Origin of the sequence: Neoalteromonas flava (genome assembly GCF_002807685.1) — a bacterium.
GTDB lineage: Bacteria > Pseudomonadota > Gammaproteobacteria > Enterobacterales > Alteromonadaceae > Alteromonas_E > Alteromonas_E flava.
Genome location: NZ_PEAX01000005.1, coordinates 310,052 through 335,348, shown reverse-complemented (window position 1 = coordinate 335,348; position 25,297 = coordinate 310,052). Strand labels below are relative to the sequence as shown.

The 25,297-nt window shown below is 47.1% G+C and carries 19 protein-coding genes; 5 read left to right on the top strand and 14 right to left on the bottom strand.

Features of this window, described 5'->3' with window-relative positions; translation table 11 throughout:
• Positions 1-6 precede the first annotated feature (6 nt).
• The 10 genes from nqrE to CSH92_RS13430 form a co-directional block, all read right to left on the bottom strand.
• Positions 7-615 carry an NADH:ubiquinone reductase (Na(+)-transporting) subunit E gene (nqrE, locus tag CSH92_RS13475; RefSeq protein ID WP_100658155.1) on the bottom strand — a complete coding sequence of 203 codons (609 nt, stop codon included), beginning with the start codon at positions 613-615 and terminating at the stop codon, positions 7-9.
• 2 nt (positions 616-617) lie between these two features.
• Positions 618-1,250 carry an NADH:ubiquinone reductase (Na(+)-transporting) subunit D gene (locus CSH92_RS13470; protein WP_100658154.1) on the bottom strand — a complete coding sequence of 211 codons (633 nt, stop codon included), beginning with the start codon at positions 1,248-1,250 and terminating at the stop codon, positions 618-620.
• Between the two features lie 12 nt (positions 1,251-1,262).
• A complete protein-coding gene (locus CSH92_RS13465) occupies positions 1,263-2,024 on the bottom strand; it encodes a Na(+)-translocating NADH-quinone reductase subunit C (protein ID WP_100658153.1) in 762 nt (253 codons plus the stop codon).
• Positions 2,014-3,255, bottom strand: coding sequence for an NADH:ubiquinone reductase (Na(+)-transporting) subunit B (locus CSH92_RS13460; protein WP_100658152.1), 1,242 nt, complete (start codon positions 3,253-3,255; stop codon positions 2,014-2,016). Before CSH92_RS13460 ends, CSH92_RS13465 begins: the two co-directional genes overlap by 11 nt.
• A gap of 3 nt (positions 3,256-3,258) precedes the next feature.
• Complete coding sequence (locus tag CSH92_RS13455; protein WP_100658151.1) at positions 3,259-4,599, bottom strand: Na(+)-translocating NADH-quinone reductase subunit A; 1,341 nt, start codon at positions 4,597-4,599, stop codon at positions 3,259-3,261.
• 489 nt (positions 4,600-5,088) lie between these two features.
• The gene (fabV, locus tag CSH92_RS13450) at positions 5,089-6,279 is read right to left on the bottom strand and encodes an enoyl-ACP reductase FabV (protein ID WP_100658150.1); all 1,191 of its coding nucleotides are present in this window, start codon (positions 6,277-6,279) and stop codon (positions 5,089-5,091) included.
• A gap of 109 nt (positions 6,280-6,388) precedes the next feature.
• A complete protein-coding gene (locus tag CSH92_RS13445; RefSeq protein WP_100658149.1) occupies positions 6,389-7,498 on the bottom strand; it encodes a TRAP transporter substrate-binding protein in 1,110 nt (369 codons plus the stop codon).
• A gap of 30 nt (positions 7,499-7,528) precedes the next feature.
• Positions 7,529-8,893, bottom strand: a complete 1,365-nt coding sequence (locus CSH92_RS13440) for a TRAP transporter large permease (protein ID WP_100658148.1) — start codon at positions 8,891-8,893, stop codon at positions 7,529-7,531.
• Positions 8,893-9,402: a TRAP transporter small permease subunit gene (locus tag CSH92_RS13435; protein WP_240612815.1), complete on the bottom strand. Its 510-nt coding sequence runs from the start codon at positions 9,400-9,402 to the stop codon at positions 8,893-8,895. Before CSH92_RS13435 ends, CSH92_RS13440 begins: the two co-directional genes overlap by 1 nt.
• Before the next feature lie 122 nt (positions 9,403-9,524).
• Positions 9,525-10,142 (bottom strand): BamJ family beta-barrel-assembly machinery protein, encoded by a 618-nt coding sequence (locus CSH92_RS13430; protein ID WP_100658146.1) that lies wholly within the window; start codon positions 10,140-10,142, stop codon positions 9,525-9,527.
• Positions 10,143-10,295: 153 nt separating this feature from the next.
• Between CSH92_RS13430 and ppc the strand changes: the two genes are divergently transcribed.
• Entirely contained in the window at positions 10,296-12,935 is a 2,640-nt protein-coding gene (gene ppc, locus CSH92_RS13425) for a phosphoenolpyruvate carboxylase (protein WP_100658145.1), read from the top strand.
• Positions 12,936-13,049: 114 nt separating this feature from the next.
• Here ppc and CSH92_RS13420 read toward each other — a convergent pair whose 3' ends face one another.
• Both CSH92_RS13420 and mdh read right to left on the bottom strand, forming a co-directional pair.
• Positions 13,050-15,578, bottom strand: a complete 2,529-nt coding sequence (locus tag CSH92_RS13420; RefSeq protein WP_100658144.1) for a M12 family metallo-peptidase — start codon at positions 15,576-15,578, stop codon at positions 13,050-13,052.
• Between the two features lie 341 nt (positions 15,579-15,919).
• Entirely contained in the window at positions 15,920-16,858 is a 939-nt protein-coding gene (gene mdh, locus CSH92_RS13415; protein ID WP_100658143.1) for a malate dehydrogenase, read from the bottom strand.
• A gap of 194 nt (positions 16,859-17,052) precedes the next feature.
• Here mdh and argR point away from each other — a divergent pair, with 194 nt between their 5' ends.
• Entirely contained in the window at positions 17,053-17,517 is a 465-nt protein-coding gene (argR, locus tag CSH92_RS13410) for a transcriptional regulator ArgR (protein WP_100658142.1), read from the top strand.
• 450 nt (positions 17,518-17,967) lie between these two features.
• Here the strand turns inward: argR and CSH92_RS13405 are convergent, their stop codons facing one another.
• A complete protein-coding gene (locus tag CSH92_RS13405; RefSeq protein ID WP_100658141.1) occupies positions 17,968-21,120 on the bottom strand; it encodes a TonB-dependent receptor in 3,153 nt (1,050 codons plus the stop codon).
• A gap of 446 nt (positions 21,121-21,566) precedes the next feature.
• On the opposite strand from CSH92_RS13405, the gene udk reads away from it, so the two are divergent.
• The 3 genes from udk (at position 21,567) to CSH92_RS13390 (ending at position 24,367) form a co-directional block, all read left to right on the top strand.
• The gene (gene udk / locus CSH92_RS13400; protein ID WP_100658140.1) at positions 21,567-22,190 is read left to right on the top strand and encodes a uridine kinase; all 624 of its coding nucleotides are present in this window, start codon (positions 21,567-21,569) and stop codon (positions 22,188-22,190) included.
• 22 nt (positions 22,191-22,212) lie between these two features.
• A complete protein-coding gene (locus tag CSH92_RS13395; protein WP_100658139.1) occupies positions 22,213-23,424 on the top strand; it encodes a NupC/NupG family nucleoside CNT transporter in 1,212 nt (403 codons plus the stop codon).
• A gap of 97 nt (positions 23,425-23,521) precedes the next feature.
• Positions 23,522-24,367 (top strand): isopenicillin N synthase family dioxygenase, encoded by an 846-nt coding sequence (locus CSH92_RS13390; protein ID WP_100658138.1) that lies wholly within the window; start codon positions 23,522-23,524, stop codon positions 24,365-24,367.
• On the opposite strand, the gene CSH92_RS13385 is transcribed toward CSH92_RS13390, so the two are convergent.
• Positions 24,364-25,293, bottom strand: coding sequence for a M28 family peptidase (locus CSH92_RS13385; RefSeq protein WP_164084748.1), 930 nt, complete (start codon positions 25,291-25,293; stop codon positions 24,364-24,366). The two genes, CSH92_RS13390 and CSH92_RS13385, sit on opposite strands and share 4 nt — an antisense overlap.
• Positions 25,294-25,297: the final 4 nt, after the last annotated feature.

Here is a 25,297-nt window from a genome sequence, read left to right as displayed (position 1 = left end):
CCTTTATTAAAGTTGGATACCAGTGAACGACTGGAAGCCTAACGCCATTAGGCCTGCAATCATAAATACCGAACCTAAACCACGCACGCCATCCGGCATATCTGCGTATTTAAGTTTCTCACGTACCGCAGCAAGAAGGGTAATCGCTAACGCCCAACCAATTCCGCTACCTAATCCGTAAACCACACTTTCAGCCATGTTGTATTCGCGCTGAACCGCAAATGCAACACCACCGAAGATGGCACAGTTTACCGTAATCAATGGCAAGAAAATGCCCAGTGCGTTGTATAACGCTGGGAAGAACTTATCCAAGCTCATTTCTAATATCTGTACCAATGCAGCGATTACGCCGATAAAGGTCAAAAAGTTCAGGAAGCTTAAATCAGCTTCAGGAAAACCAGCCCACGCTAACGCACCTGGAGCGAGGATATTAACGTAAATTAATTGGTTAACAGGAACCGAGATCCCGAGTACCACAATTACTGCTACGCCTAATCCCATTGAGGTTTTTACCTTCTTCGATACCGCCAAGAAAGTACACATCCCCAAGAAGAGGGTGAGAGCCATATTCTCGATAAAGATCGAGCGGATCAATAATGATAAATAATGTTCCATGATTAGTCCTTAGCCTCTACTTGCTCTGGTCGAATGGTACGAATAAACCAGATCATACCGCCAATTAGGAAGAACGAGCTAAATGGTAAAATAAGCAAACCGTTACCTTGATACCAACCGCCATTTTGTACGAGCGGAAGGATTTCAAAACCAAGAATAGTACCGAAGCCAGCCAGTTCCTTAATGGTGCCGATGACAATTAAGATAAACGAATAGCCAAGACCGTTACCAATACCATCAAGTAAGCTCATCATGGGAGGACTCTTCATTGCATATGCTTCAGCACGTCCCATCACGATACAGTTAGTTATAATCAAACCAACAAACACCGATAACTGTTTGGAAATTTCGTAGCTGTAGGCTTTAAGCACCTGGTCAACCACGATTACCAGAGACGCGATAATGGTCATCTGAATAATGATCCGCACGCTGCTTGGAATGTGATTCCGAATGATGGATATAAATAAGTTTGAGAATGCCACTACTGATGTCAATGCAAGTGACATTACCAGTGCAGTTTCTAGCTTGGTCGTAATCGCCAATGCCGAACAAATACCAAGTACGTGTAAGGCAATGGGGTTACTGTCAAGAATCGGCCCGAACAGGGCTTTTTTCATTTCTTTTGTATCTGCCATTGTTCTTGCCTCTTATGAACGCCAGGATTGCTTTTTAAGGTAAGGGCCGTAGCCATTCTCACCCGCCCAATAAGTCAATGTGTTCTGCACGCCATTACTGGTTAGTGTAGCACCAGAGATGGCATCAACCGCGTACGGATTGTCGTTACCGGCTTGCTTCTTGACCTGAATGGCAACCTTGCCATCATCATAAAGTTGCTTACCTTGCCACTTAGCCGCCCAAGCTGGGTTTTGGATTTCGCCACCCAATCCAGGGGTTTCTTTGTGCTGGTAATAGACCAATTCTTTAATGGTATTACCGTCGGCATCAACCGCTAAAAAGCCATACATCAAATCCCATAGGCCACTGCCGTGGACGGGTAAGACGACGCGAGTAACAGCACCGTTAGAATCTTTAACCACGTAAACACTGGCAACATCAGCACGGCGTTGAAAGCCTACGTTGCTGTTCTCAACCTTACTGCTGCGCGCAGGGTCTTTTGCCGCTTTGTACATGTCATAACCTTCTTCGGTCTCGACATATTGACCTGTCTCTAGACTGATGTGACGTTCTTGTACGAACTGGTCATAGACATCAGTAATTTGAGCACCTGTCATGCCGGCCTCGTAAAGTCCTGCGGCAGTCAAAATATTGCTCTTTTTATCAAGCGCTGCATTACGCTCTTGAGTGGCACGTAGGCCAACCGCAGAGCCTGCTACAACGATAGAGCAAACCAAACAGACGGCAACTACGATACCAACGGTTTTTCCTAAAGTTTCTTTTTTAGCCGACACGAGCAAGCCTCCGTTTTATGTTGCTTTGCGCCACGAAATAATCGAATAACGGCGCCCAAAGGTTAGCAAATAGAATGGCCAACATGATCCCCTCTGGGAATGCTGGGTTTAGCACACGGATCAGCACGGTCATAAAGCCGATGAAAATACCGTAGGCCCACTTGCCTTGATTGGTAAATGAGGCTGACACTGGGTCAGTCGCCATAAAGAACATACCGAACGCCAAGCCGCCAATCACGAAGTGCCAGTAGAAAGGCATCGCAAACATTGGATTAGTATCGCTGCCAACGAAGTTTAGTAACGAGCCGAAGAAGGCTACGCCTAAGGCAACACCAGCAACAATACGCCAGCTCGCTATACGCATGTAGATAATAAACAAACCGCCAAGCATGATTGCCAGCGTGGAAACTTCACCTACTGAACCCGGAATATTCCCGAAGAACGCGTCCCACCATAGTGTCATGTCGGTAAAGCCGTTAGTCACGTCACCCATTTCACCTGATGCCGCTTTACTCAACCAAGTCGCACCTGAATAGCCATCAGCAGCAGTCGCTGGGTCAGTTGCAATCCACACTTGATCGCCAGAGATTTGTGCAGGGTAGGCAAAATATAAAAATGCACGACCTGACAAAGCAGGGTTAAGGAAGTTACGCCCGGTGCCACCGAAAATTTCTTTCGCGATAACCACACCGAAGGTAATACCCAAGGCAACTTGCCAGAGCGGAATAGTTGCAGGTAGTGTTAGTGCGAATAAGACAGAGGTTACAAAGAACCCTTCATTCACTTCGTGTTTGCGGATAGAAGCAAACAAAACTTCCCAAAATCCACCTACGACAAAAGTGACTGCATAAATCGGGATAAAGAAACATGCGCCGTATAGCATCATGCTGCCCCAACCCGTGCTATCGAGGCCTAATTGACCACCTAACGCTGCAAACAAACCTGCCTGCCAGAAATCTGGCAATGCAGTACCGTACTGCATCATAGCTTCGTGTGCTTGAGCACCTACATTGTACATGCCGTAGAACATGGCAGGGAATGTCGCCATCCAAACCATGATCATAATGCGTTTCAAGTCGATACTGTCACGCACGTGGGTACCGGCCTTGTTGACCTTACCTGGCGTGTAGAAAATGGTTGCTGCAGCTTCATACAGCGCATACCATTTTTCGTATTTACCACCCGCTTCGAAATGCGGCTCTATGTCTTCAAGAAATGTCTTTAATCCCATGACTTAGCCCTCTTTCTCGATAGTAGTTAGACAATCGCGCAAGATTGGACCGTAGTTATATTTGCCTGGGCAAACATAGGTGCACAAAGCCAAATCTTCTTCATCCAGCTCTAAACAGCCGAGTGTTTGTGCGCTATCAGTGTCACCGGAAATGATGTCGCGTAAAAGCAGAGTCGGGATGATATCCAGCGGCATAATGCGCTCATAATTCCCGATCGGCACCATGGAACGGTCTGAACCATTGGTGGTAGTTGTCATATTGAATTTCTTGCTGCCACTCAAATGCCCAAGATAGGCGCGTGTAATTGAGTGTTTATCGCTGCCCGGTGTTATCCAGCCAAACAGTTTTTTCTCACGGCCTTCCAGCAACAATGAGATTTGTACATGGAAGCGACCAAGATACCCATGCACGCCCATCGCACTAGTGCCCATAAGGACTGAACCCGATACCGCACGAACCTCACCTTCTTTGCGCTCATTAGCGGTCAGTTCAGTGATTGAAGCACCAAGTACAGTGCGGATGAGACGAGGATTGGTTGCAGCAGGACCCGCCAAGGCAACCACGCGGTTATTGTCAAGCTTACCGCTGGTAAACAATGCGCCCATCGCAATCACATCTTGGTAACCGATATGCCATACACGTTTGTTAAGACCGACGGGGTCTAAAAAGTGAATGTGAGTACCCACTAGGCCTGCAGGATGAGGGCCAGCAAATTCGTTGATTTCAACGCGCGGTCCTTTGGCATCAATCGAGGCGCCATCCGCTTTACTGACAAACACCTTACCTTCAGTCAACGTGCTCAGTACGGCTAAACCGTTATTGAAATCTTCGATGCGCTCGTTAATTACCAATAACGGATCAGCGGCTAATGGATTGGTATCCATCACTGACACGAAAATGGAATGTGGTATTGCGTCAAGTGCTGGTGAACGGCTGAACGGGCGCGTGCGGAATGCTACCCACATCCCTGCTTCATTCAACTGCTCAACCACTTTCTCTCGCGACATGCCTGACAGTTGGTCAGCGGCTACCGGTTCAAAGCTAATTTGCTCGTCACCTTCAATCTGAATTACCACGGACTGCAACACACGTTTGGCACCACGATTAACCTCAACCACTTGACCGGCCGCGGGAGCAGTGAACTTCACGCCAGGATTTTTCTTGTCTTCAAACAAGACCTGACCTTTCTTCACTGTATCGCCGACCTGCACATGCATGGTTGGACGCATACCAACGTACTCTTCGCCCAACACAGCGACCTTAGTAACAGCTGGGCCGTCACTGATTTGCTGCTGCGGCGCTCCCTCAATAGGAAGATCCAAACCTTTCTTGATTTTTATCATACGCTATAGCACTACTTTAATTACAAAACCTGATTTTACTAACCCACTTGGCAATGATTGCCATTGGCAGGCAAATAGCCTAGTAAAATGAGTCTTGGCTGATGGATGACCAGACATTCACCCAATTCTGCTTTGGTAAAACCAAAACCCCACATCACGAAATGCTCATCCTCACAAACCGTCAAGGTGTCCGTATCTTGCGCAAATATAATCTTGTGAATAATAGAAATTTATGATGTTTTTACGTTCGCTTTGAGCGGTAAAGTCTTCCCGACATTTTCCACGTCAATAAACTCTGTGATTTTAACACTATCCGGCATTGTTGTGCTAATCAAAATCACATAAACATCAGAAATTTAATGTTTTAAATCGCTTTCTCGAACTACACAGAGGTCGATACGAAAAAATGCGTGTTTCAGACTCATTCTATGTAAACGCTTATAAGCATAGCAAAACGCCCCAAAATGGGGCGTTTTTTCATCATTTACCTTACCAGCTTCTTAGCGGGTCCACATCGGCGTCATAATCAACGCCGTCAAAGGCAAAACCAAAGAGCTGCAAAAAGTCGCGGTGATATCCTGCATAATCAGCCAGTTCATGGAAGTTATCTTGCGTGACTTGATCCCACAACGCTTTCACTTTTGCTTGGGTGGCATCATTGGTTTCTTTGCCATCCATGCGGTAACGCCGGGCTTCATCGGTAGGTGCATCATCAGCATAAAGTCGTTGCGAGAATAAACCGGCGATTTGCTCGATACAGCCCTCGTGAGTGCCTTCTTCTTTCATCACTTTATAGATCAACGAAATATACAGCGGCATTACTGGTATCGCAGAACTGGCTTGAGTCACTAACGCCTTCAACGAGGAAACGTGCGCATCAACATTCAGACCGGCGTGACGCTCACGAATCGCGTTTGCAGCGCGATCCAAGTCCTCTTTCGCTTTACCGATAGTCGCTTGCCCATAGATCGGCCAAGTAAGCTCTTTGCCAATATAGGTGTATGCAGTAGTCTCACAACCTTCAGCCAAACACCCAGCATCCGCTAACGCATTCAACCATAACTCCCAGTCTTCGCCGCCCATGACTTTGACCGTATCGTGGATTTCTTCGTCACTGGCAGGCTCTAAATCGACTGTGTGGATTAAATCCTTATCGGTGTCATAGGTCTTGGTTGAGTATGCCTGACCCACCGGCTTTAACGTTGATTTATATACGTTTCCTGATACTGGATCAGCTCTGCGCGGTGAGGCGAGACTGTATACTACTAAGTCTATGGTGCCGAGGTCCGCTTTGATAGCCGCGATAACTTCGTCTTTTAATTCGTTTGAAAAGGCGTCGCCATTTAAGGTTTTAGCGTACTTTCCTTGTGCACTTGCTCGAGCGTGAAAAGCCGCAGTGTTATACCAACCTGCAGTACCGGTTTTACGCTCAGTTGGCGGTTTTTCGAAACAAACACCTAAAGTGTTAGCTTGATAACCATACGCCGCAGTGATCCGCGAAGCCAAACCATACCCAGTTGAACAGCCAATTACTAAAACATTCTTTGGCTTTCGAGCATTCGCCGCAAACTCTGCAGCATGCGCTTGAATATAATCGATTTGTTTATCAACCGAGGCCTGACAGCCCTCGGGGTGAGCGTTGGTACAGATAAAACCACGCACTTTTGGTTGTATAACCATGTTATGTCCTATTCCTATGAATGGCGGCTATTGTAATCAGCTACACACGATTAACAACTCGGAGCAGCTCGATACCTCAGGCTCCAGTGTGAAACTGGAGCCGGTAACATTATTTGTCGCGATTCTCGTAATACGCCTGCTCAGACAGCTTGTGATAGGCTTTTACACCCTGATAAAACGCCTGATAAGACGCATAAATTCTAGCAAAATCCGCGTCTTCAGCTGATTTTTCAGCTAGTACCTCTGCCGTCGCTTGACGTAAAGCTTGCATCACATCATCTGGCAACGGGCGAACGTCCACTTTGTGTTCCTGGATTAACTGTTGCATCGCGTTGTTGTTGCGAGCAGTGTATTCGTCGAGCATATCTTGATTCACTGCTCGCGTGGCGATTTCAACAATCGCCTGCAAGTCTTTAGGTAAAGCATTAAATGCCTCTTCGTTGACAATAAACTCCAAGGCCGTACCAGGTTCATGCCATCCCGAGTGATAATAATAGGTTGCTGCGTTATGTAGACCAAAAGCAAGATCATTGTATGGCCCAACCCACTCAGTTGCGTCAATTGCACCGGTTTGTAATGAGGTAAAAATCTCGCCGCCAGTTAACGTCACGGGCACGCCACCTATTTTGGCAAAAACTTCACCGCCCAACCCTGGGATACGCATGTTTAACCCTGCGAAGTCATCCAATGTTTTAATTTCCTTTTTAAACCAGCCAGCCATTTGCACACCGGTATTACCGCCCGCAAAAGGAATTACGCCAAAGGGTTTATAAATCTCGCGCCACAGCTCCAAGCCACCGCCATAATGCAACCATGCATTCATTTCCGTCACATTCATCCCAAACGGAATTGCTGAAAAAATCGGCGCTGCGGGTATTTTCCCTTTCCAATAGTACGCACCAGCATGCCCCATTTGCGCGGTACCTTGCGCCACTGCATCAAAAACCTCGAAACCAGGCACCAATTCACCCGCGCCATACACACGTACCTTTAAGCGGCCGCCAGACATTTCCTCAACATAGCGCGCAAACGTCTCTGGGCCTCGCCCCAATCCCGGAAAGTTTTTCGGCCATGCAGTTACCATCTTCCAACGATATTCCTGCATCGGTTCGACAGAACCCTGAGCAGTTGAAGTAGACGGTGAAGGTTGGCTACACCCCATAAGCAGCGTAACTAGGGTTAGCGAAATAAGGCCAGTGAGCGTATTTTTTATTTTCATTGTTATAACCTTAACGATGGAACGGTTAAATTAATAAATTGTATCTGGCAAATAAGTCGCCAGTTCCGGCCATAATGATAGCAATATCAACACGACGATCTGAATAGCAATAAAGGGTATCACACCACGATAAATCTGCGTGGTTTGGATCGTTTTTGGTGCAACTCCACGCAAGTAAAAGAGGGCAAAACCAAACGGAGGCGTCAAGAACGAAGTCTGTAAATTCACCGCTAACATGATCCCTAACCACACTGGATCAATCCCCATCATTAGCAAAACTGGCGCGACAATAGGCACTACGACAAAGGTGATTTCAATAAAATCGAGGATAAAGCCAAGCAAGAAAACCACTAACATCACCACCAGCATCGCGCCGAATTGACCACCTGGTAAACTGCTGAAGAATGCTTCGATCAGTTCTTCTCCACCAAAACCTCTAAAAACTAAAGAGAAAACGGATGCGCCGATCAGGATTAGAAACACCATAGAGGTGATCTTACTGGTGTCGATTAGAACTTCTGATAACTGCTGGCGTGATAATGTGCGCTTCAGTATCGACAACACCAGCGCTCCCATCGCCCCAACGCCTGCCGCCTCAGTGGGCGTAGCATAGCCGCTAATGATTGCCCCCAGCACAACGATAATCAGTAATAATGGTGGCAAAAGCGCTGACAGAATACGCTTGAACGGAACGGGTTCAGCCTGCTCCGTTTGATTGACTGGCATACGCTGACGCCACGTAGTAAAGACCACATAAACTACATACAATCCAACTAACAATAAGCCTGGGATAATTGCACCAACGAAAAGATCTCCCACAGAGACTGAGTCTGGCGAAAAGATCCCCATGTCCAACTGGGCCTGTTGGTAGGCGCTTGAAAGCACGTCGCCTAGCAGCACCAGAGCAATCGACGGAGGAATGATTTGCCCCAACGTTCCGGTTGCACAAATCAGTCCGCTGCTGAGTTCTGGGGTATACCCTTTTTTCAATAAACTGGGCAGTGAAAGTAATCCCATTGTGACTACTGTTGCGCCGACAATTCCGGTACTGGCCGCCAACAACATGCCGACAAAAATCACTGAAAGTGCCATCCCTGCTGGTAAGCGACCACTGAGCAATTGTGCCATGGTTTGCAATAGCTCTTCAGCAATCTTGGATTTCTCCAGTAATACCCCCATGAATACGAAAAGAGGTACCGCAATTAATGTCGTGTTAGTTAAGATCCCATATAACCGGCTCGGCAAAGCATGCAAATAACTGGCATCAAAACCTCCCAGCAGGATGCCCAGCCCAGCAAAAAGCAATGATGTGCCGGCCAAGGTTAATGCAACAGGAAATCCGAGTAGTAACACCAAACACACGCATGCAAACAATACTAACGCCATATATTCCATTAGTGCGCTCCAGCGGCTTGTTTGATTACCCCAAGGTAGCGCAACACGTCGGCACACCCTTGCAGTAACAAGGTTAGGCAAAATACCGGGATTAAACTCTTCAAGATAAATACCAGCGGTAACCCACCCGCTTCTTTAGATGACTCCATCAGCTGCCAAGAATTAACCACATAATCCCAGCTCATGGCAAAAATAAAAATACAAACTGGAAACAACAGTAATAGCGTACCAATAATGTTGACCCAGGCTTGCTGAGTTGCACTAAAGTTGCGGTAAAAAATATCAACCCGCACGTGGCCGTCATCGCGAAGTGTATATGCAGCTCCCAACATGAATACGAGTGCATGCAAGTACATCACCGATTCTTGTAAAGCGATCCACCCTGTTGAAAAGCCATAGCGCAATACCACGACTAAAAAGGTCACTAGCGTCATTAGCAAGATCCCATAACTTGCAGCATGCCCAAGCCATCGTAAGATCCGGTCTATCGAGTTACTGAGCGAATTCACTCATAGCTCCTGTTATTATTATTGGCCAAATTGACTATAGGGTAAGCGTTGCGAATGGGTACACGCAACACAAATAAAAAACCCCGCGAAATGCGGGGCCTTATGCAGAGTCTTGGTGTGACTTAAAGGATATCTAAAAGTTCTACGTCAAATACCAAGGTGCTGTATGGAGCAATTGCACCACCCGCGCCTTGCTCACCATAGGCAAGATTGTGCGGTACGTATAAACGCCATTTGGCACCGACTTGCATCATTTGCAATGCTTCAGTCCAACCTTTTATTACGCCGTTTACTGGGAATTCTGCTGGTTGACCACGATCGTAACTACTATCAAATACAGAACCGTCAATCAGTGTGCCGTGATAATGCGTACGTACGGTAGAGTCGGCATCAGGTGTAGCGCCATCGCCGGCAGTGATCACTTCGTACTGCAACCCAGAAGCCGTAACTTCAACTTCAGCGCGCTTTGCATTCTCAGCTAAAAACGCAACGCCTTCTTCAATCACGGCTTTGTGCTGTTCGGCTTTAGCCGCTTGCATACGCTCGTGGATTGTATTGAATGCTGTACGCAGGTCTGCATCAGAAACCTGTGGCGCAGCGCCAGTGAATGCATCACGCACGCCTTCGACGACTGCATCAACGTCCATTCCTTCGAACGGATTTGACGCTAATTGCTGACCCATTTGATAGCCAATGCCGTAGCTACCTTGACCTTCGATTGTGGTAAATTTATCGCTCACATTTATCCCCAAAGTGGTAAAAGGCGGCGATGATAACACAGTCTGAAACAAATTGTGGGGAATAGACAAGTGTCTATCTTATAGCCAAACACATTAGACAGTTATCCATAACTTGCAGTATCGTAATCATTCGCAAAATTTAAGGAGAAGGAAATGGCTGACATAGATGCACAACTTCGAGATACGGTTCGCCAACTTGGCGCAACCCTTGGCGCAACGATTAGACATCAGTTGGGTGAGGAGTGGCTCGAGCGGATCGAATTGATCCGTAAAGCAGGACGTTCAGCCAATAAAGGGGATCAAGAAAACCGTGAAAAATTGCAGGCATTATTCAGTGAGTTAGATGAATCTGAGCTGCTTGTCATCGGCCGTGCATTTGCGCAATTCCTGAACTTAGCCAACATTGCGGAGCAAGAATATAATTCCGCACAACAAATTGATTTCCCCATCGATCAATTATTTGCTCACCTCGACCGCGCCGAACTTAGCAACGAGAGCATCGCTAGCGCCGTCGCGGACTTAAATATCGACTTAGTATTGACCGCCCACCCCACTGAAGTTACGCGCCGTACTCTAATCCATAAACACAGCGAATTGGCGACATGTTTAGCTCGATTACACCAGAGTACGACTGACGAATACCACCGTGACAAACTTAACCAACGTATTGCAGATTTGATTGCCCAAGCCTGGCATACAGAAGAGATCCGCACCGTACGCCCAACGCCGGTTGATGAAGCACGTTGGGGATTTTCTGTTATCGAAAATTCACTATGGGATGCGGTACCAGAATTTTTGCGTGACTTTGAAACCCGTTTAAAGAGTAACTACAACCTTGGGCTTCCCCTCGATGCCAAGCCGGTTCAATTCAGTAGCTGGATGGGGGGCGACCGTGATGGAAATCCATTTGTTACCTCTAAAGTGACAGAGCAAGTCTTATTACTCGCGCGCAAGCGTGCCGCCAAGTTATTTGCCATTGATTTGGATAAGTTGCAGGTCGAACTGTCCATGAGTGAGTGTAACGATAACTTGCGCGAAGTCGTTGGCGACGCTTTAGAGCCCTACCGAGCATTGTTACGCCCCTTGGTAACACAGCTTCAGTTTACCCGCGATGATATTGACCGCCATGTGAACGGGAAAGCCAGCGAACCAAACCAATGGATCGCATCACAAGACGACCTGATAAAACCGTTAATGTTGTGTTATCAAAGTCTTGTTGATTGCGGCATGCAGATTGTTGCCGATGGTTTGCTCACTGATACTATTCGCCGCGCTCACTGTTTCGGGATCCATCTGTTGAAGTTAGATGTGCGCCAAGATTCACAACGCCATGCGGATGTTTTCAGCGAAGTCACTCGCTACCTTGGCTTGGGCGACTATAACCAATGGTCAGAAAGCGATAAACAAGCCTTTCTATTGCGTGAATTGAGTTCAAAACGACCTTTATTCCCGCGCCAATGGCAACCCAGTGAAGAGGTACAAGAGGTCTTAAACACCGCAGCGACCATTGCTGCACACTCGGAACAAGGCTTTGGGATCTATATTATCTCAATGGCAAGCGAACCGTCGGATGTGTTAGCAGTGCAGTTGTTGCTACAAGAAATGGGCGTGGATTGGCCAATGCCGGTAGCTCCGTTATTTGAAACGTTAGATGACTTAAATCAGTCACCTAAAGTGATGAATAACCTGCTCTCGATTGATTGGTATCGTGGTTATATTCAAGGCCGTCAATATGTCATGATTGGCTATTCAGACTCCGCCAAAGATGCAGGCGCTCTCGCCGCCGGTTGGGCCCAATATCAGGCACAAGAAGCCTTAGTTAAGCTCGCACAAGATGCACAAGTTCAATTAACGTTATTCCATGGTCGGGGTGGAACAATTGGCCGTGGTGGGCTGCCTGCGCATGCGGCCATTCATTCTCAACCTCCTGGTTCGCTTGACGGTGGTTTCCGTGTCACCGAACAGGGTGAAACCATTCGCTATAAGTTTGGGATGCCTGAACTTGCCAAACGCAGTCTCGGGATTTATGCCAGCGCAATTATTGAAGCCATCTTGTTCCCACCCCCAGAGCCCAAACAAACGTGGCGTGAGACTATCCAAACCATGGCTGATAAGGCGCGGGATAATTATCGCGGTATTGTGCGTGAGCATCCAGATTTTGTGCCCTATTTTCGCGTTGCTACACCTGAACAAGAACTCGGTAAATTACCTCTGGGCAGTCGTCCAGCGAAACGCAAGCCCACCGGCGGTATAGAAAGCTTGCGGGCAATCCCATGGATTTTTGCCTGGGCGCAGACTCGGTTGGTTTTGCCGTCTTGGCTTGGTGTTATGCCTGCGATTGAAGCAAGCTACAATTCAGATGCAAAAGCGACGATTGAGGAAATGATCGCTGATTGGCCATTTTTTGCTTCGCGACTGTCAATGCTCGACATGGTTTTTCATAAAGCAGATCCGCAGATTAGCGCCGCCTATGATGACCGCTTGGTACCTGCGGAATTAAAACATTTCGGCGAAACCTTACGCCAAGAGCTCTCTGATAGTATTGCCTTGTTATTAAAGCTAACCAAGCAAAACAGCGTGATGGAAACCGATCCACAAGGCAAGGAATCAATGAATATCCGCGCTGGGTATTTACAACCGTTGCATTACTTGCAAATTGAATTGCTGGAACGGATCCGCGCACAAGTTGAAACTGCTGATGGCGAGCAGCCTTCCCCAACGGTTGCGACACTAGAGCGAGCCATGATGGTCGCCATTGCTGGTATCGCAATCGGAATGCGCAATACTGGTTAAGCGAAACACAAAAGGCCTGAACGCAACTATTAACTACGATCAGGCCTTTTTTAACTGCCAAATAATCCCAACTTAGTGTATCTATGCTGGGACCTTTTGCCGACTAGTGCACTATTAAAACACCACTATTTGCTCTGGTGTGCACGCAGCTTGTGCTAATTCACAGACTTGATAACGATAACTACCCGCGCCTTTTTGGCCTATGTTGTCAACACTTTGACCAGAATTCGCAACTGTTGCAATACGTTGACCATCCCGATAAATCTCTACCTGCTCACCACTTAACCCAAGCCATTGGAGTTCAGCGTTTTGTACGCCTTTCTGCTTAAATCCAGATACAGTTAATTCTGCACGCGTCGCTTCAGTAACCACATTCACCGCATTGCTACAGTCAAGAGACTCACCGCCGGCATTGAACGCAGTGACCCAGTAGAAATACTCCGAATTGGCTTGCACTGTCTCGTCGCTGATGGTTGTTAAGCCGGTACCGACTAAACTCGCCTGATCGGTTACCGCTTCGCCGGCAGCACAGTTGCCTAAAGGATCACTAGTGGCTCGATAGAGCGTAAAACCAAGCTCATTTTCAGCATTATCGTTAAACTCAAACATTACGGCAGCGGCTGTCGTTGCAGTGACAACAAGATCACTGGGGGCAAGAGGAGCTTCAGGTACAGTCGTCGAGGTGCGAATAATTAGCTGATCCACATAGAGACTGTCAACCGCTTCACCGCTACTTTGCTCTGCATCGGTTACACGGATTTGCACAGGGCCACTGATTGTACCCAAGACCGCTACAACACTGTTTTCAGCTGATTGACTGGCAACGGTGAACAACGGCACCCAACTAGAGCCATTATCCAGCGACATTGCAAAGTTAGCGCCTTCGTTCCCAGAAACCCAGGTATTCGCCACTAAGGTTGAACCTCCTGCTCCACCGCTGATATTGAAATTCCATACATGCTGGTATGCTTGACGTCTGGAACGCTTTGGTCCGCCTGAACTAGTTTCTGTAATAACTTGAGTACTACCATCATCGGCATAGGTTGCAGCAAAGCCACTGCTTACCTGACCTTGGTTGGTAAACTCGCTGAGCACAAATTCAGTGATTTCACTTGGTTGAACGGGTGTCATTACGACAACTTGAGCACTGTACTCTGAGGTTCCGGCACTGTTGGCTGCTGCAACTCGATATTCATACGTTGAATCAGCGTTAACAGTATTGTCTACGAAGCTAGTTACGTTAGTGCCCAAGCGTGCAACAGTTGTCCAACTTGACGCCGCATCACGACGTTGCACCACGTAGAGCTCCTCATCAGTGGCATTGTCAGTCCACGCTATGGTTACCGCATTAAATTCAACGCTCACAGCCTCTAGAGCACTCGGTGCAAGCGGAATATTGACTTGCTGATTGATTCTGAATGACGCCACATAGCTGGCTGACTCGTTCAAAGTGCGGGCGTTCCAAGCGCCGCTTGCAGGCGAATCAGCTGGGTCTATTCCTTGCGGTACGCCGGCATAAGTGACTTGAGGATTCGAAAACCTGCCTACCCGTGCAGCCCCTGAACAGCTATAGGACATGATAGTTCGGAAATACGGCGAGCCTGCATCGTCAATCGAGCCATCGCTACACCGGCGATAGCCATAATTGAACGCCCCAGAGACTCCGCCGCCGACGGTTTGACGGTCATGATGTGCCCCCTGATTGTGACCAATTTCATGGGCCAAAGTACGATTACCAACCATACACGGCACATCAGTGACATTAAACGCTGAAGTCGCTGATGAACCTAAATAGCCAATGCCACAGCCTTGTCCATCATAGATTAGCGACACGATATCGGCATTCAGTTGGTCGCGCACTTGATGCACTTCATCCATCACCCCATCGGTTGTTGAGCGCAAAGCGCTTAGCGTTTCACTTGCATTTGTACCGCTATAGTCGGTTAAATGCGCACCAGCAAGATTCATGGTGATGTTGATACCACTGGCCGCGTAAGCGTTATTGAGATCCGCAATGGCAGTTACAATGTCTGCTTCCAACTGCGTGCAGCTACCGGCATAGTTGCACGCGCCTTGGGTGTAAACCACTAACAGATCTTGCGTTACCGTGTCGCCGGCAGCCACACTGCTAGCTTCAACACTAAACTCATTACCTGCTGAATCGCCCCGAGGAACCTCACCATCAGCTTCCTCACTGGGTAGCGAAGCCAAATCCACTTCGTAGAGCAGTTCTTTGCCAGCATTATTTGTGGTTAACCGGTAGGTTTTTCCTTGCCATTGCACTAAGCCAGACAACTGGCTTCCTTTAAACGTTATGATAACACTCGCCGCTTCATCTCCCTGCACATGACCACTCCAGACATGCAAACCTTTGCGGCTGCGGTCCAAGCTTGTACGAATAGCCACTACGGGCTCGACTAAGTCCGGTAGATCAATCAGTATCTCTGCAGCTAGTAAGGCCTTGCGGTTGGCTTTGACGCTGAACGCCTTAGTCACGTGGGCAGGTAATTGCGCATTGCGTTGCGGCGCCAGTTCAGAAAACAGGGCAAGAGGTTCCGCTATAGCTGCATTGCTAAGCCCTGAGAATAGTATGGCTGCTATCGCCGTCTTTTTGCAGGTTGAAGAGATGGTGTTTGGCATCATTGTTGTGCCCTCAGTGGTAAATTCGAAACAACAAGACACTGATGTAATTTCAGGTCTATTCGTAACTGCAGTATAGAGCTATGCCGATCCCGATTGGGTAACTGGAATTTTGCCTACGGATGTTTTTTGATAACTTTGCTGGCGCTACGCAGCTAGCAAGTGCGTTTGAGTTTTACGCGCGTTGTTTTGACAATTTATATGCTTCTTGCGGTGAAATGTCCGCATGCTTTACTACGTAACGGGCGCTGAAACGAGGTTGAAAAACCAGCTCGATGCTAGTTATAGATACAAAAAAGCCAGTCTGATGACTGGCTTTTGAATTACCTACTTAGGTCAGTGATTTAGGCTTTTGTCACAAAGTCGACACCCAACTGGATATCACCACGCAGACCTTCAAGCATATCTTCTTTAGCTTTTTGCTCAAACGCGCTCAATTCACCGTACGGTAATATCTCTTCAACACCATTTGCGCCTAAACGCACTGGGTGGGCAAAGAAAGCGGCATCATCTGAATCTACCTGTACGTATGTGTACTCAACAACATTGTCGCCTTTCATAGCCGCAACTAAAGATAGGCAGAAACGCGCAGCAGCCTGACCCATTGAAAGTGTAGCTGAGCCACCACCCGCTTTAGCCTCAACCACTTCGGTACCCGCATTCTGGATACGCGTAGTCAACGCAGCGACTTCTTCATCACTGAAGCTAACACCTTCAACTTGAGATAATAAAGGTAAAATCGTGGTACCCGAGTGACCACCGATAACCGGCACGTGCACGCCTGAAACATCAAGGCCTTTCTTATCGGCAACGAAAGTTTCAGCACGGATAACGTCCAACGTCGTTACACCAAACAATTTGTTTTTATCGTAAACACCTTTGGCTTTTAGTGCTTCAGCAGCGATTGCTACCGTAGTATTCACTGGGTTAGTGATGATCCCAATACAGGCTTTCGGACAAGTGTCAGCGATTGCATCCACTAAGTTACGCACGATACCAGCATTGATGTTAAACAAATCAGAACGATCCATACCAGGTTTACGCGGCACACCAGCGGGAATCAAAACAATGTCACAACCTTGCAATGCATCCGCCAAATCGTCTTTACCATGACCTGTGACTTTTACGTCCGTTGGGATATGGCTCAAATCAACAGCGACACCAGGCACCACAGGTGCTACATCATATAACGAGAGTTCTGAACCGGCTGGTAATTGGGTTTTTAACAACAACGATAACGCTTGACCGATACCACCAGCTGCGCCTAGGACTGCTACTTTCATGAGTGTCTCCTAATTAAAAATCTGTGGTTGAATAAAACGCCCGACACACTAAAACAATCGGGTCTAAAACTCAATGACCCAATGGTCGTATACTGAGTATTTTAGGCAATTATAGCCTGAATTAACGATGAAAATTGCCACGTCGCGTCGATTGCGGCAAAATATCGGTTTACCGTCAAGCAACTGCGATATCTATGGCCACTCCGAAGCAAGAATTATTGATAAAAGCATTCAAAGATCTATTGAAAGCCGAAAGCTACGGCTCGCAAGGAGAGATTGTAGACGCGCTCAAAAAAGCCGGCTTTGATAGCATCAGCCAGTCTAAGATTTCTCGCATGTTGAGTAAATTCGGCGCGGTGCGCACCCGTAATGCCCGTGGAGACATGGTTTATTGTTTGCCGCCTGAGTTAGGCATGCCGACCGCCAAAAGTCCGCTTAAGCAGTTAGTGCTGGATATCGTGCACAATAATGTCATGGTGATCATACGCACCAGCCCGGGTGCAGCCCAACTCATTGCACGTCTGTTAGACTCTTTATCTAAGAAGGACGGTGTACTTGGCACCATCGCCGGTGACGATACGATTTTTATCGCGCCTGCGGACGTGACTGAAATTGAAGAGCTGCGCCAGCGAGTAGAGAAACTGTTCGACAACGTTTAACAACGAGGCTAGTTACGCTGGATATCCCAAGCACAGCCGATAGATTTGTATGGGATTGATTAAGCCCAATGAACACCGACTAGATGTTTCCTATCGCCACTCCGCAGTCTCGCTAGAGAACTATCCAATGAGCCTGATTTGGCTATTTCGCGTCGGTTCCACCCAATCTTTAACCATTATTAATGACTCCTCTAAGTAAAGGACAAGCGTTAATGACTGAACGTTGCTCAATGTTGGTCCTCGTAAATAAGAGTGCTCTGCACGCCGCTTCGAAACTGCTTTTCTAAAGGTATTGGCTGTCAAAGATAAGTGTAATGGTAGATGCTGTAGTTAAGATTAAGGCATAGTCCTGAGGATACTGAGGTCAATTGTATAAACTGCCGTCAGTTGATCCCCAACAACAAAAAACCGGCCAAAAGGCCGGTTTTTATTTAACTTAATCCGATTGGATTAGAAGCGGTATTTAACACCTACACGCATTGACCAAGTAGATGCGTCTGCGTTAACACGCTGGCCTGCATCACCGTCAAAGTTGGTGTAAAGGTATGTACCGTCGTCAAGTAGACGAGCATCAACCACTGGGTTGTTGTACTCGAAGTTAACCTGACGGTATACACCCCAATCGTCATTGATTAGGTTACCAAGGTTACGGATTGCGAAGTAAACTTCACCACGGTGTCCGTCCATAAAGCCAGGCAGTTCCTGAGATACACGTAAGTCTACGCGTGTCCACCAGTTACTGTTCTGAGTATTACGGTCAAGGATTGAACCGCGCGCACCTTCAAGACCACGAGTACGGATAAATGCGTTGAACGCGTCTAGGTCAAAGTTGTCACCGTATTGAACGATTGGATCGTCAACTAAAGGTACGTACAACAATGAACGGTCTTCAAACGGACGCTCGTCACCAAAACCAGGATCCCAGTCGAAGTTGAAGCTGTACGGCTTACCTTTCACACGTTGTGCAAATAGGTTAAAGCGTGTGTCATAACCGTCGAAGATTTCCATCTTGTAACCCATGCTGAAGGTAAAGCGATGCTTAACTTCATAGTTACTGGTTGCCACTTCTGGGTTGTTGTAATCAGCTGTAGACAAGTTACCGTAGTTAGAGCTTGCGGTTGAGCTGTTCATTGGGCTGCCTTCTTCAGCATCCATGTAAGCGTATGCTGCACCAACACGTAGACCACTGTCGTAAGTCTTGTTGGCAAACACTGAAACAACCAATGAATCGCCGTCATCATCAGCGTTAGTCAAGAAGTAGTCTGTTGTACTACGGCCAGAGCAGTCACTGCTGGTTGGGCTAGTGCGGCAATCTGGGTCCAACAAATCAACATCTTCGTAGATTGGACGACCATCAGCGGCACGACCTACACGAACTGTATTAAGCGCGATAGTCTTGGCTGAATCCTGTTGACGTGAGTAAATTGCGTCGATACCTGCAACTGTACCATCTTCAAACTCGTGTTGCGTACCTAGGTTAAACTTCCAAACACCAGGAACGTTGAAGTCTGCGTCTAGTGCGTTAACTGCACCGTCACCACCGGTCAAACCGTCGATAGAAGCTTGAGGTACATTGAATAAGAATCCAGGCGTGTTTGCTGCAATCAAGCCAGGACCGTCTTCAATTGATGAAGCCAGAATCGTTACACCATTATTTGAATAGTTGTTAGACAACCAAACATTTGGGTTACCACCCGCGAATAAACCAGCGCCACCGTATACAAACGTGCTGTCATCAACTACGTAGTTGAAGCCCAAGCGCGGTTGTAATAGGTCCATGTCTGGAGCAACGGCGTTAGTGAAGCCATAACGTGTTTGGAAGCTAGCATTGGCAGTTGGAGTATCGTCAGAAGTCCACTTGTCGTAACGCAAACCAAAAGTCAGAGTTAGGTCAACCGTTGCTTCCCAGCGATCTTGTAAGAACACTGTGGTGTTTTCAAAGGTAAACGCTGCAGCGCCATCGTTCGCATCTAGTGATGCTGGAATGTTATATTCGATTTCGCTCGCGATACCGTTACGGAAATCGTCTAATGAAGCGAATTCAAAAATACCCTGGCTACCTGGAACGAATAGGTTAAATACGTCAACTGCGCCATACTCTACACCACCGGTAATTTCGTGATCACCCGCGAAGTAAGTACCTGCGATTCGGAACGTATCTGTATCGTAATCTAGTTTGTTTGCTTGACGGAAACGGTCAGCACCTAAGAAAACGTCAACACTGCCGACCACATCGCGGATCACGACATCACCGAAATCTGGATCTGAAGTGAATGGTGTTTGACCATTACGTACTTCTTGCATACCCACACGGATTTCAGTTGAAAAATCGTCCGTCCAGTCAGAGAATAACTGCAATGAGTATGATGTTAGTTCATTAGCACGTCTGTAGTAACGATCGTTAAACGCGTAGCTACGTGAACCAGCACCAGTTGCACTGATGGTGTTACCGTCAGTGTTTTGATACGTCAATGACGCACGCTGACCGTCCATGATTTCCCAATCTAGCTTGATAAGGACTTTTTCTTCGTCTTCATCAGCTGCAGTTAGGATATCACCCGCTTGATAACCATAAGTGTTAAGTGCGATATCACGGATTTCGTCGAGTAAACCAACAGTCAAGCCATCGATAGGCTCAGCGAAGCCCGCGCCTTCAGGGCCGTCTTCAAATAACTCAGTTGGCTCGTGAGTTTCATAAGCAGCAAAGATAAATAATTTATCTTTGATGATTGGTGCACCAATTGTGAAACCGTAACGCTTCTCATCAAAATCAGGAACATCAAACTTTTCGCCTTCGATTGAATCACCTTGCATTGCATCGTTGGTGTAATCAATCCATACGCTACCGTGAATTTCGTTGGTACCTGAACGAACAACCGCATTTACGTTACAGCCAGTGAAACCACCGTAAGTTACGTCAAATGGTGCTAATTGCACGTCAACCTGATCAATTGCGTCGAATGGGAATGGTAGACGCTCAGTTGGGTAACCATTGTTGTTCAAACCGAAGTTATCGTTTTGTGCGATACCGTCAACAGTGATGCTGTTGAAACGGTTGTTTGCACCACCACACTGGATCGCATCAGAGTTTGATGGATCGATTGTGATACGTGGGTCGTTTTGGATAACGTCTTTGATGTCACGTGAAATAGACGGTTGGAACTGAAGGTCTTCAAAGTTGAAGTTAGATGATGGACCTAGTGCTTCAGTAACAACACCACCCGCAGCACCCGTTACTACGATACGTTCAATGTTAGAAGAAGTTTCCAACGCGATGTCTACGTTCGCTGGTTCACCTAGGTTTAGGTAAACATCTTCAATAGTACGCGAACCTTGCGCGTCTACAACGGTAATAGTGTAGGGACCGCCAACACGTAAACCACGTGCAACGAAGCTACCGTTTTCGTTAGTTTCTAGTGTACGAACTGCGCCAGTACGAGTATCAGTTAGAGTAACGGTAGCACCGCTAATCATCTCGCCAGCTTGAGTTGCTACAGAACCACGAATGGTTGATGACGTATCTTGCGCCATCGCTGCAGTAGAAAGACCTACTGAAACAGCAACTGCAATCGCAACACGATTGAGTTTTGATTTAAGTAACATAGTGTGTTTCCTATTATGTATCGTAATACTTTGTTCAACGCGGTGGCTTATTATTGTTATCAGCACGTTGAGTCCAATTCAAAAAGCTGCGGAAGTCTATATAAGAAATATTGCAACTTTATGACAATCAGCCGCCTAGTTTGGTACGAAGTCGCGTAAAAATCCAGCAAAAAAGTCATTTTCGGCGATAAATCAATCAACTTTGAGCTAATTGGTTTAATTGCCATACCAACAAGCCAGCTCTCTCACTATTTTAGTCCTGATTGTATGACAGTTTAATGATGCGGCTATCGAACCAGAGCGTTCCAGCCGTTAATCAAACCCAGAGTCGCAGTGATTAAAAACCTACGACAGTTAACAAGATAAGCGAATATTGCCCCTAAAAAATTGCCAAAAAGTCACTAAACACGTATCTTTGCACGAAGTCAGCAAAATTTCGTTTTATCATGCAAAAGCCGCTTATTATCGCCATATCTGGAGCATCCGGTTCCGGTAAATCCTTGTTTACTGAAAATCTCCTCAAAGCCTTTGCCGAACAAGGTCGGCCGGTGCAAATCTTGCGCGAGGATCACTATTATAAAGCGCAAGACCATCTACCGATGGAAGAACGCGAAAAAAATAACTATGACCATCCCAACGCATTTGAACACAGCTTATTAAAAGACCACCTTGAAGCTTTGCGTAATGGCGAAGAAATTGATTATCCCCACTACTGTTATAAAACCCATACACGCTTACCTGATACGGAGCGCTTAAAACCAGCGCCGGTGATCATACTTGAGGGCATTATGTTGTTGGCCCGGCCTGAGCTTTTGCCGTTGTATGACGTTAAGGTGTTTATCGATACTCCGTTGGACATTTGTTTAATGCGTCGTATGATGCGAGACGTACGTGAACGCGGCCGGACGCTAGAATCCGTAGCGACCCAGTATGAGTCGACCGTGAAGCCCATGTACCACCAGTTTATTGAACCCAGTCGGTTTACGGCTGATGTGGTGGTAACTCAGGGTGGTAAGAACTACATTGCACTGGATGTCATCTCATCGCACATCAAGCAAGCATTACAATAAAAATAAAAAGGTAACCCTACACATGACTGGTATTTTTGGCATTCTTTTGCTGCTCGCATTGGCTTACGCCATTTCTTCCAACCGTCGCGCCATTCGCTGGCGTACCGTGGGCGGTGCTTTCGCTATTCAGGCCGGTATAGGTGCCTTTATCCTGTATTTTGAACCTGGCATTCAAATGCTGTTGAGCCTTAGTGAATTTGTTAAAAACATCATTGGCTATTCGCAACAAGGCATCGACTTTTTGTTCGGTCCTGTTGGCAACCTTTCGTTAGGTTTTATTTTTGCCTTCAATGTACTTCCAGTCATTATTTTCTTCTCTTCTTTGATCACAGTCCTATATCACATTGGGATCATGTCATGGGTTATTCGAATTATTGGTGGTGCCCTGGAGAAGCTTTTAAAAACATCGCGGCCAGAATCTATGTCCGCGGCGGCCAACATTTTTGTTGGGCAAACTGAAGCACCATTAGTCGTGCGCCCGTTTATTCCGAAAATGACACAGTCTGAACTCTTTGCCATTATGGTTGGCGGTTTGGCATCCATTGCTGGCTCAGTATTGGCCGGTTATGCCGGATTAGGCGTCGAAATCAAGTACCTGTTAGCGGCTAGCTTTATGGCTGCGCCTGGCGGACTGTTAATGGCTAAGTTGATGCAACCTGAAGTGGATAAGGTGCATAATGAACTGGCCGAAGTAAAAGAAGAAAAAGCCGATTATGCGAATGTGTTTGATGCAGCCGCCAGTGGGGCTTCATCAGGCTTGCAGTTGGCGTTAAACGTGGGCGCTATGTTGCTCGCATTTGTCGCCTTAATCGCTCTGTTAAACGGCATGATAGGTGGGATTGGCGCTTGGTTTGGCATGCCAGACCTTACCTTTCAGATGATCCTCGGCTACATTCTGCAACCTTTAGCTTGGGCGATCGGTGTACCTTGGGAGGAAGCGCGCTTAGCCGGCAGTTTTATTGGGCAAAAGATCGTCGTCAATGAGTTTGTCGCCTACCTCGATTTCATTAAGTACAAGGAAGAGTTGTCGGCAAGTACGCAAGCCATCGTAACCTTTGCACTGTGTGGTTTTGCTAACTTTTCATCGATTGCTATTTTAATGGGAGGGATCGGAGCCATGGCGCCGACCCGCCGCAAAGAAATTGCACAATTAGGTTTGAAGGCAGTTTTTGCTGCCACATTGGCCAACTTAATGAGTGCAGCGCTGGCTGGCGTATTCTTATCGCTGGCATAATTGGCTGACACCACCTGCAGTTTTTTTTGACCCGAATCAATGACCTCCACTGAAAGCGCGCTATAATGCGCGCCTTCGAAGTGAAATAGAGATGACTATGACTCAGCGATTAGTTGCTGTCGATTATCAGGCAGCCAATGCAAAAGAAGAGTTCGTGCGCTCCTTGCGCGAGACTGGCTTTGGGGTGTTAAAGAACCACCCTATCCAACAACAATCGGTTGCCGATATCTACGCCAATTGGCAAAAATTTTTTAATAGCGACGAAAAAGAACAATACACCTTTCACAAAGAAACTCAGGATGGTTTTTTCCCGAGTACCGTGTCTGAAGTCGCCAAAGGGTTTAAAAAGAAGGACATCAAAGAGTACTTTCATTATTACCCATGGGGCCAATGCCCAGCTGAATTGAAACAACAACTGCAAGATTACTATGATCAAGCCACCTCATTAGCAGCTGAGCTACTTTCTTGGGTTGAAGAGCTTTCGCCCGCTGAGGTAAGCCAGGGTTACCGAGAGCCTTTATCACATATGATCAAGGACAGCGAACAAACCCTATTGCGCGTTTTACATTACCCGCCGCTTGATGGGTCAGAAGAACCGGATGCCATCCGAGCTGCTGCCCATGAAGATATCAACCTGCTTACCATTCTGCCTGCAGCCAACGAGCCAGGCTTGCAAGTAAAAGGGAAAGACGGCGGTTGGATTGATGTGCCTTGTAACTTTGGAAATTTGATCGTCAATATCGGTGATATGTTACAGGAAGCTTCTGGCGGCTATTTTCCCTCTACAACGCATCGCGTGATTAATCCGGAAGGCGCCGATCAAACTCGAGCACGAATTTCATTGCCATTATTTTTGCACCCTCGCCCAGATGTCGTGTTGTCTGGCCGACACACTGCCGACAGCTACCTTAAAGAGCGGTTACGCGAACTGGGGGTTATCTAATTTTCTTTCGCTAGGCGCTTATCAACGTTATTGAGCAGCGCCCATGCGACATCAATCGCTAGTGCTAAGTTGGCGGGATCTATTCTATCGGCGCTGTCTTGTGCCGTGTGATACCAAGGATGCTCCCCTACTCCCAAAAACAAGTAGGGTATTCCTGCATCAGCAAATACGGCATGATCACTGGCGCGTTTAAAATTAATCTCAGTATTAATTGAGCGTCTGCTGCGAGCTTGGCGATGATCTTTTATCAGGCGCACTTGCGAATCCAACAACACTGTCGCATTGATATCTTCAACCAGCGCATTAAAGGCAGGGTGTGATTGCGTGCCAGTTAAGTACAAGCGCGGAGGACGACCAAACTGTCCAAGCATATCTAAATTAAGGTTGGCTACAATATGAGCCAACGGGAACTCCTCCTGTTGCAGCATGGCCTTGCTACCAATTAACCCTTTCTCTTCCGCATCAGTTGCGGCAAATAATAAGCCATGCTGCCAAGCCTTCGTTTGGCTGAGATGAGCCAGCGCAAGCATCACAGCCACCCCGGAGGCATTGTCATCCGCCCCTGGATGAACACGCCCTTGTATACGTCCAAGGTGGTCATAGTGAGCGGTTAGCACAATAAGCCCGGAATCTTGCCCATGAGTCACAGCCAGGACATTGGTTCCTGAAAAATTGTTCAATCCACTTTTCAAAGTAAACGGGTGGTAGAAATTATCTCCACCATTCAATGCCTGCAACTGGGCTTGTTTAAAGCGCGCGACAATCCGCTGCTGCGCGTCGATGCTACCTTGAGAATTAGGTTCGCGTCCGTCCCGTTCGGGTGCTGATAAATACGTTAAATCCTCCCACGCCTGAGCATACACATCAGCATGGGCTTGTGGCGCGTTTACGGCAATGCTAAATAAAATGATAGGCCAATACTTCACTACG

What these genes read in the sequence shown, in the direction of transcription:
- CSH92_RS13460 (WP_100658152.1), bottom strand. Translation starts at nt 3,255, where the DNA reads ATGGGATTAAAGACATTTCTTGAAGACATAGAGCCGCATTTCGAAGCG.
- fabV (WP_100658150.1), bottom strand. Translation starts at nt 6,279, where the DNA reads ATGGTTATACAACCAAAAGTGCGTGGTTTTATCTGTACCAACGCTCAC.
- CSH92_RS13445 (WP_100658149.1), bottom strand. Translation starts at nt 7,498, where the DNA reads ATGAAAATAAAAAATACGCTCACTGGCCTTATTTCGCTAACCCTAGTT.
- CSH92_RS13420 (WP_100658144.1), bottom strand. Translation starts at nt 15,578, where the DNA reads ATGATGCCAAACACCATCTCTTCAACCTGCAAAAAGACGGCGATAGCA.
- CSH92_RS13455 (WP_100658151.1), bottom strand. Translation starts at nt 4,599, where the DNA reads ATGATAAAAATCAAGAAAGGTTTGGATCTTCCTATTGAGGGAGCGCCG.
- ppc (WP_100658145.1), top strand. Translation starts at nt 10,296, where the DNA reads ATGGCTGACATAGATGCACAACTTCGAGATACGGTTCGCCAACTTGGC.
- CSH92_RS13405 (WP_100658141.1), bottom strand. Translation starts at nt 21,120, where the DNA reads ATGTTACTTAAATCAAAACTCAATCGTGTTGCGATTGCAGTTGCTGTT.
- udk (WP_100658140.1), top strand. Translation starts at nt 21,567, where the DNA reads ATGCAAAAGCCGCTTATTATCGCCATATCTGGAGCATCCGGTTCCGGT.
- CSH92_RS13440 (WP_100658148.1), bottom strand. Translation starts at nt 8,893, where the DNA reads ATGGAATATATGGCGTTAGTATTGTTTGCATGCGTGTGTTTGGTGTTA.
- mdh (WP_100658143.1), bottom strand. Translation starts at nt 16,858, where the DNA reads ATGAAAGTAGCAGTCCTAGGCGCAGCTGGTGGTATCGGTCAAGCGTTA.
- nqrE (WP_100658155.1), bottom strand. Translation starts at nt 615, where the DNA reads ATGGAACATTATTTATCATTATTGATCCGCTCGATCTTTATCGAGAAT.
- CSH92_RS13395 (WP_100658139.1), top strand. Translation starts at nt 22,213, where the DNA reads ATGACTGGTATTTTTGGCATTCTTTTGCTGCTCGCATTGGCTTACGCC.
- CSH92_RS13470 (WP_100658154.1), bottom strand. Translation starts at nt 1,250, where the DNA reads ATGGCAGATACAAAAGAAATGAAAAAAGCCCTGTTCGGGCCGATTCTT.
- argR (WP_100658142.1), top strand. Translation starts at nt 17,053, where the DNA reads ATGGCCACTCCGAAGCAAGAATTATTGATAAAAGCATTCAAAGATCTA.
- CSH92_RS13390 (WP_100658138.1), top strand. Translation starts at nt 23,522, where the DNA reads ATGACTCAGCGATTAGTTGCTGTCGATTATCAGGCAGCCAATGCAAAA.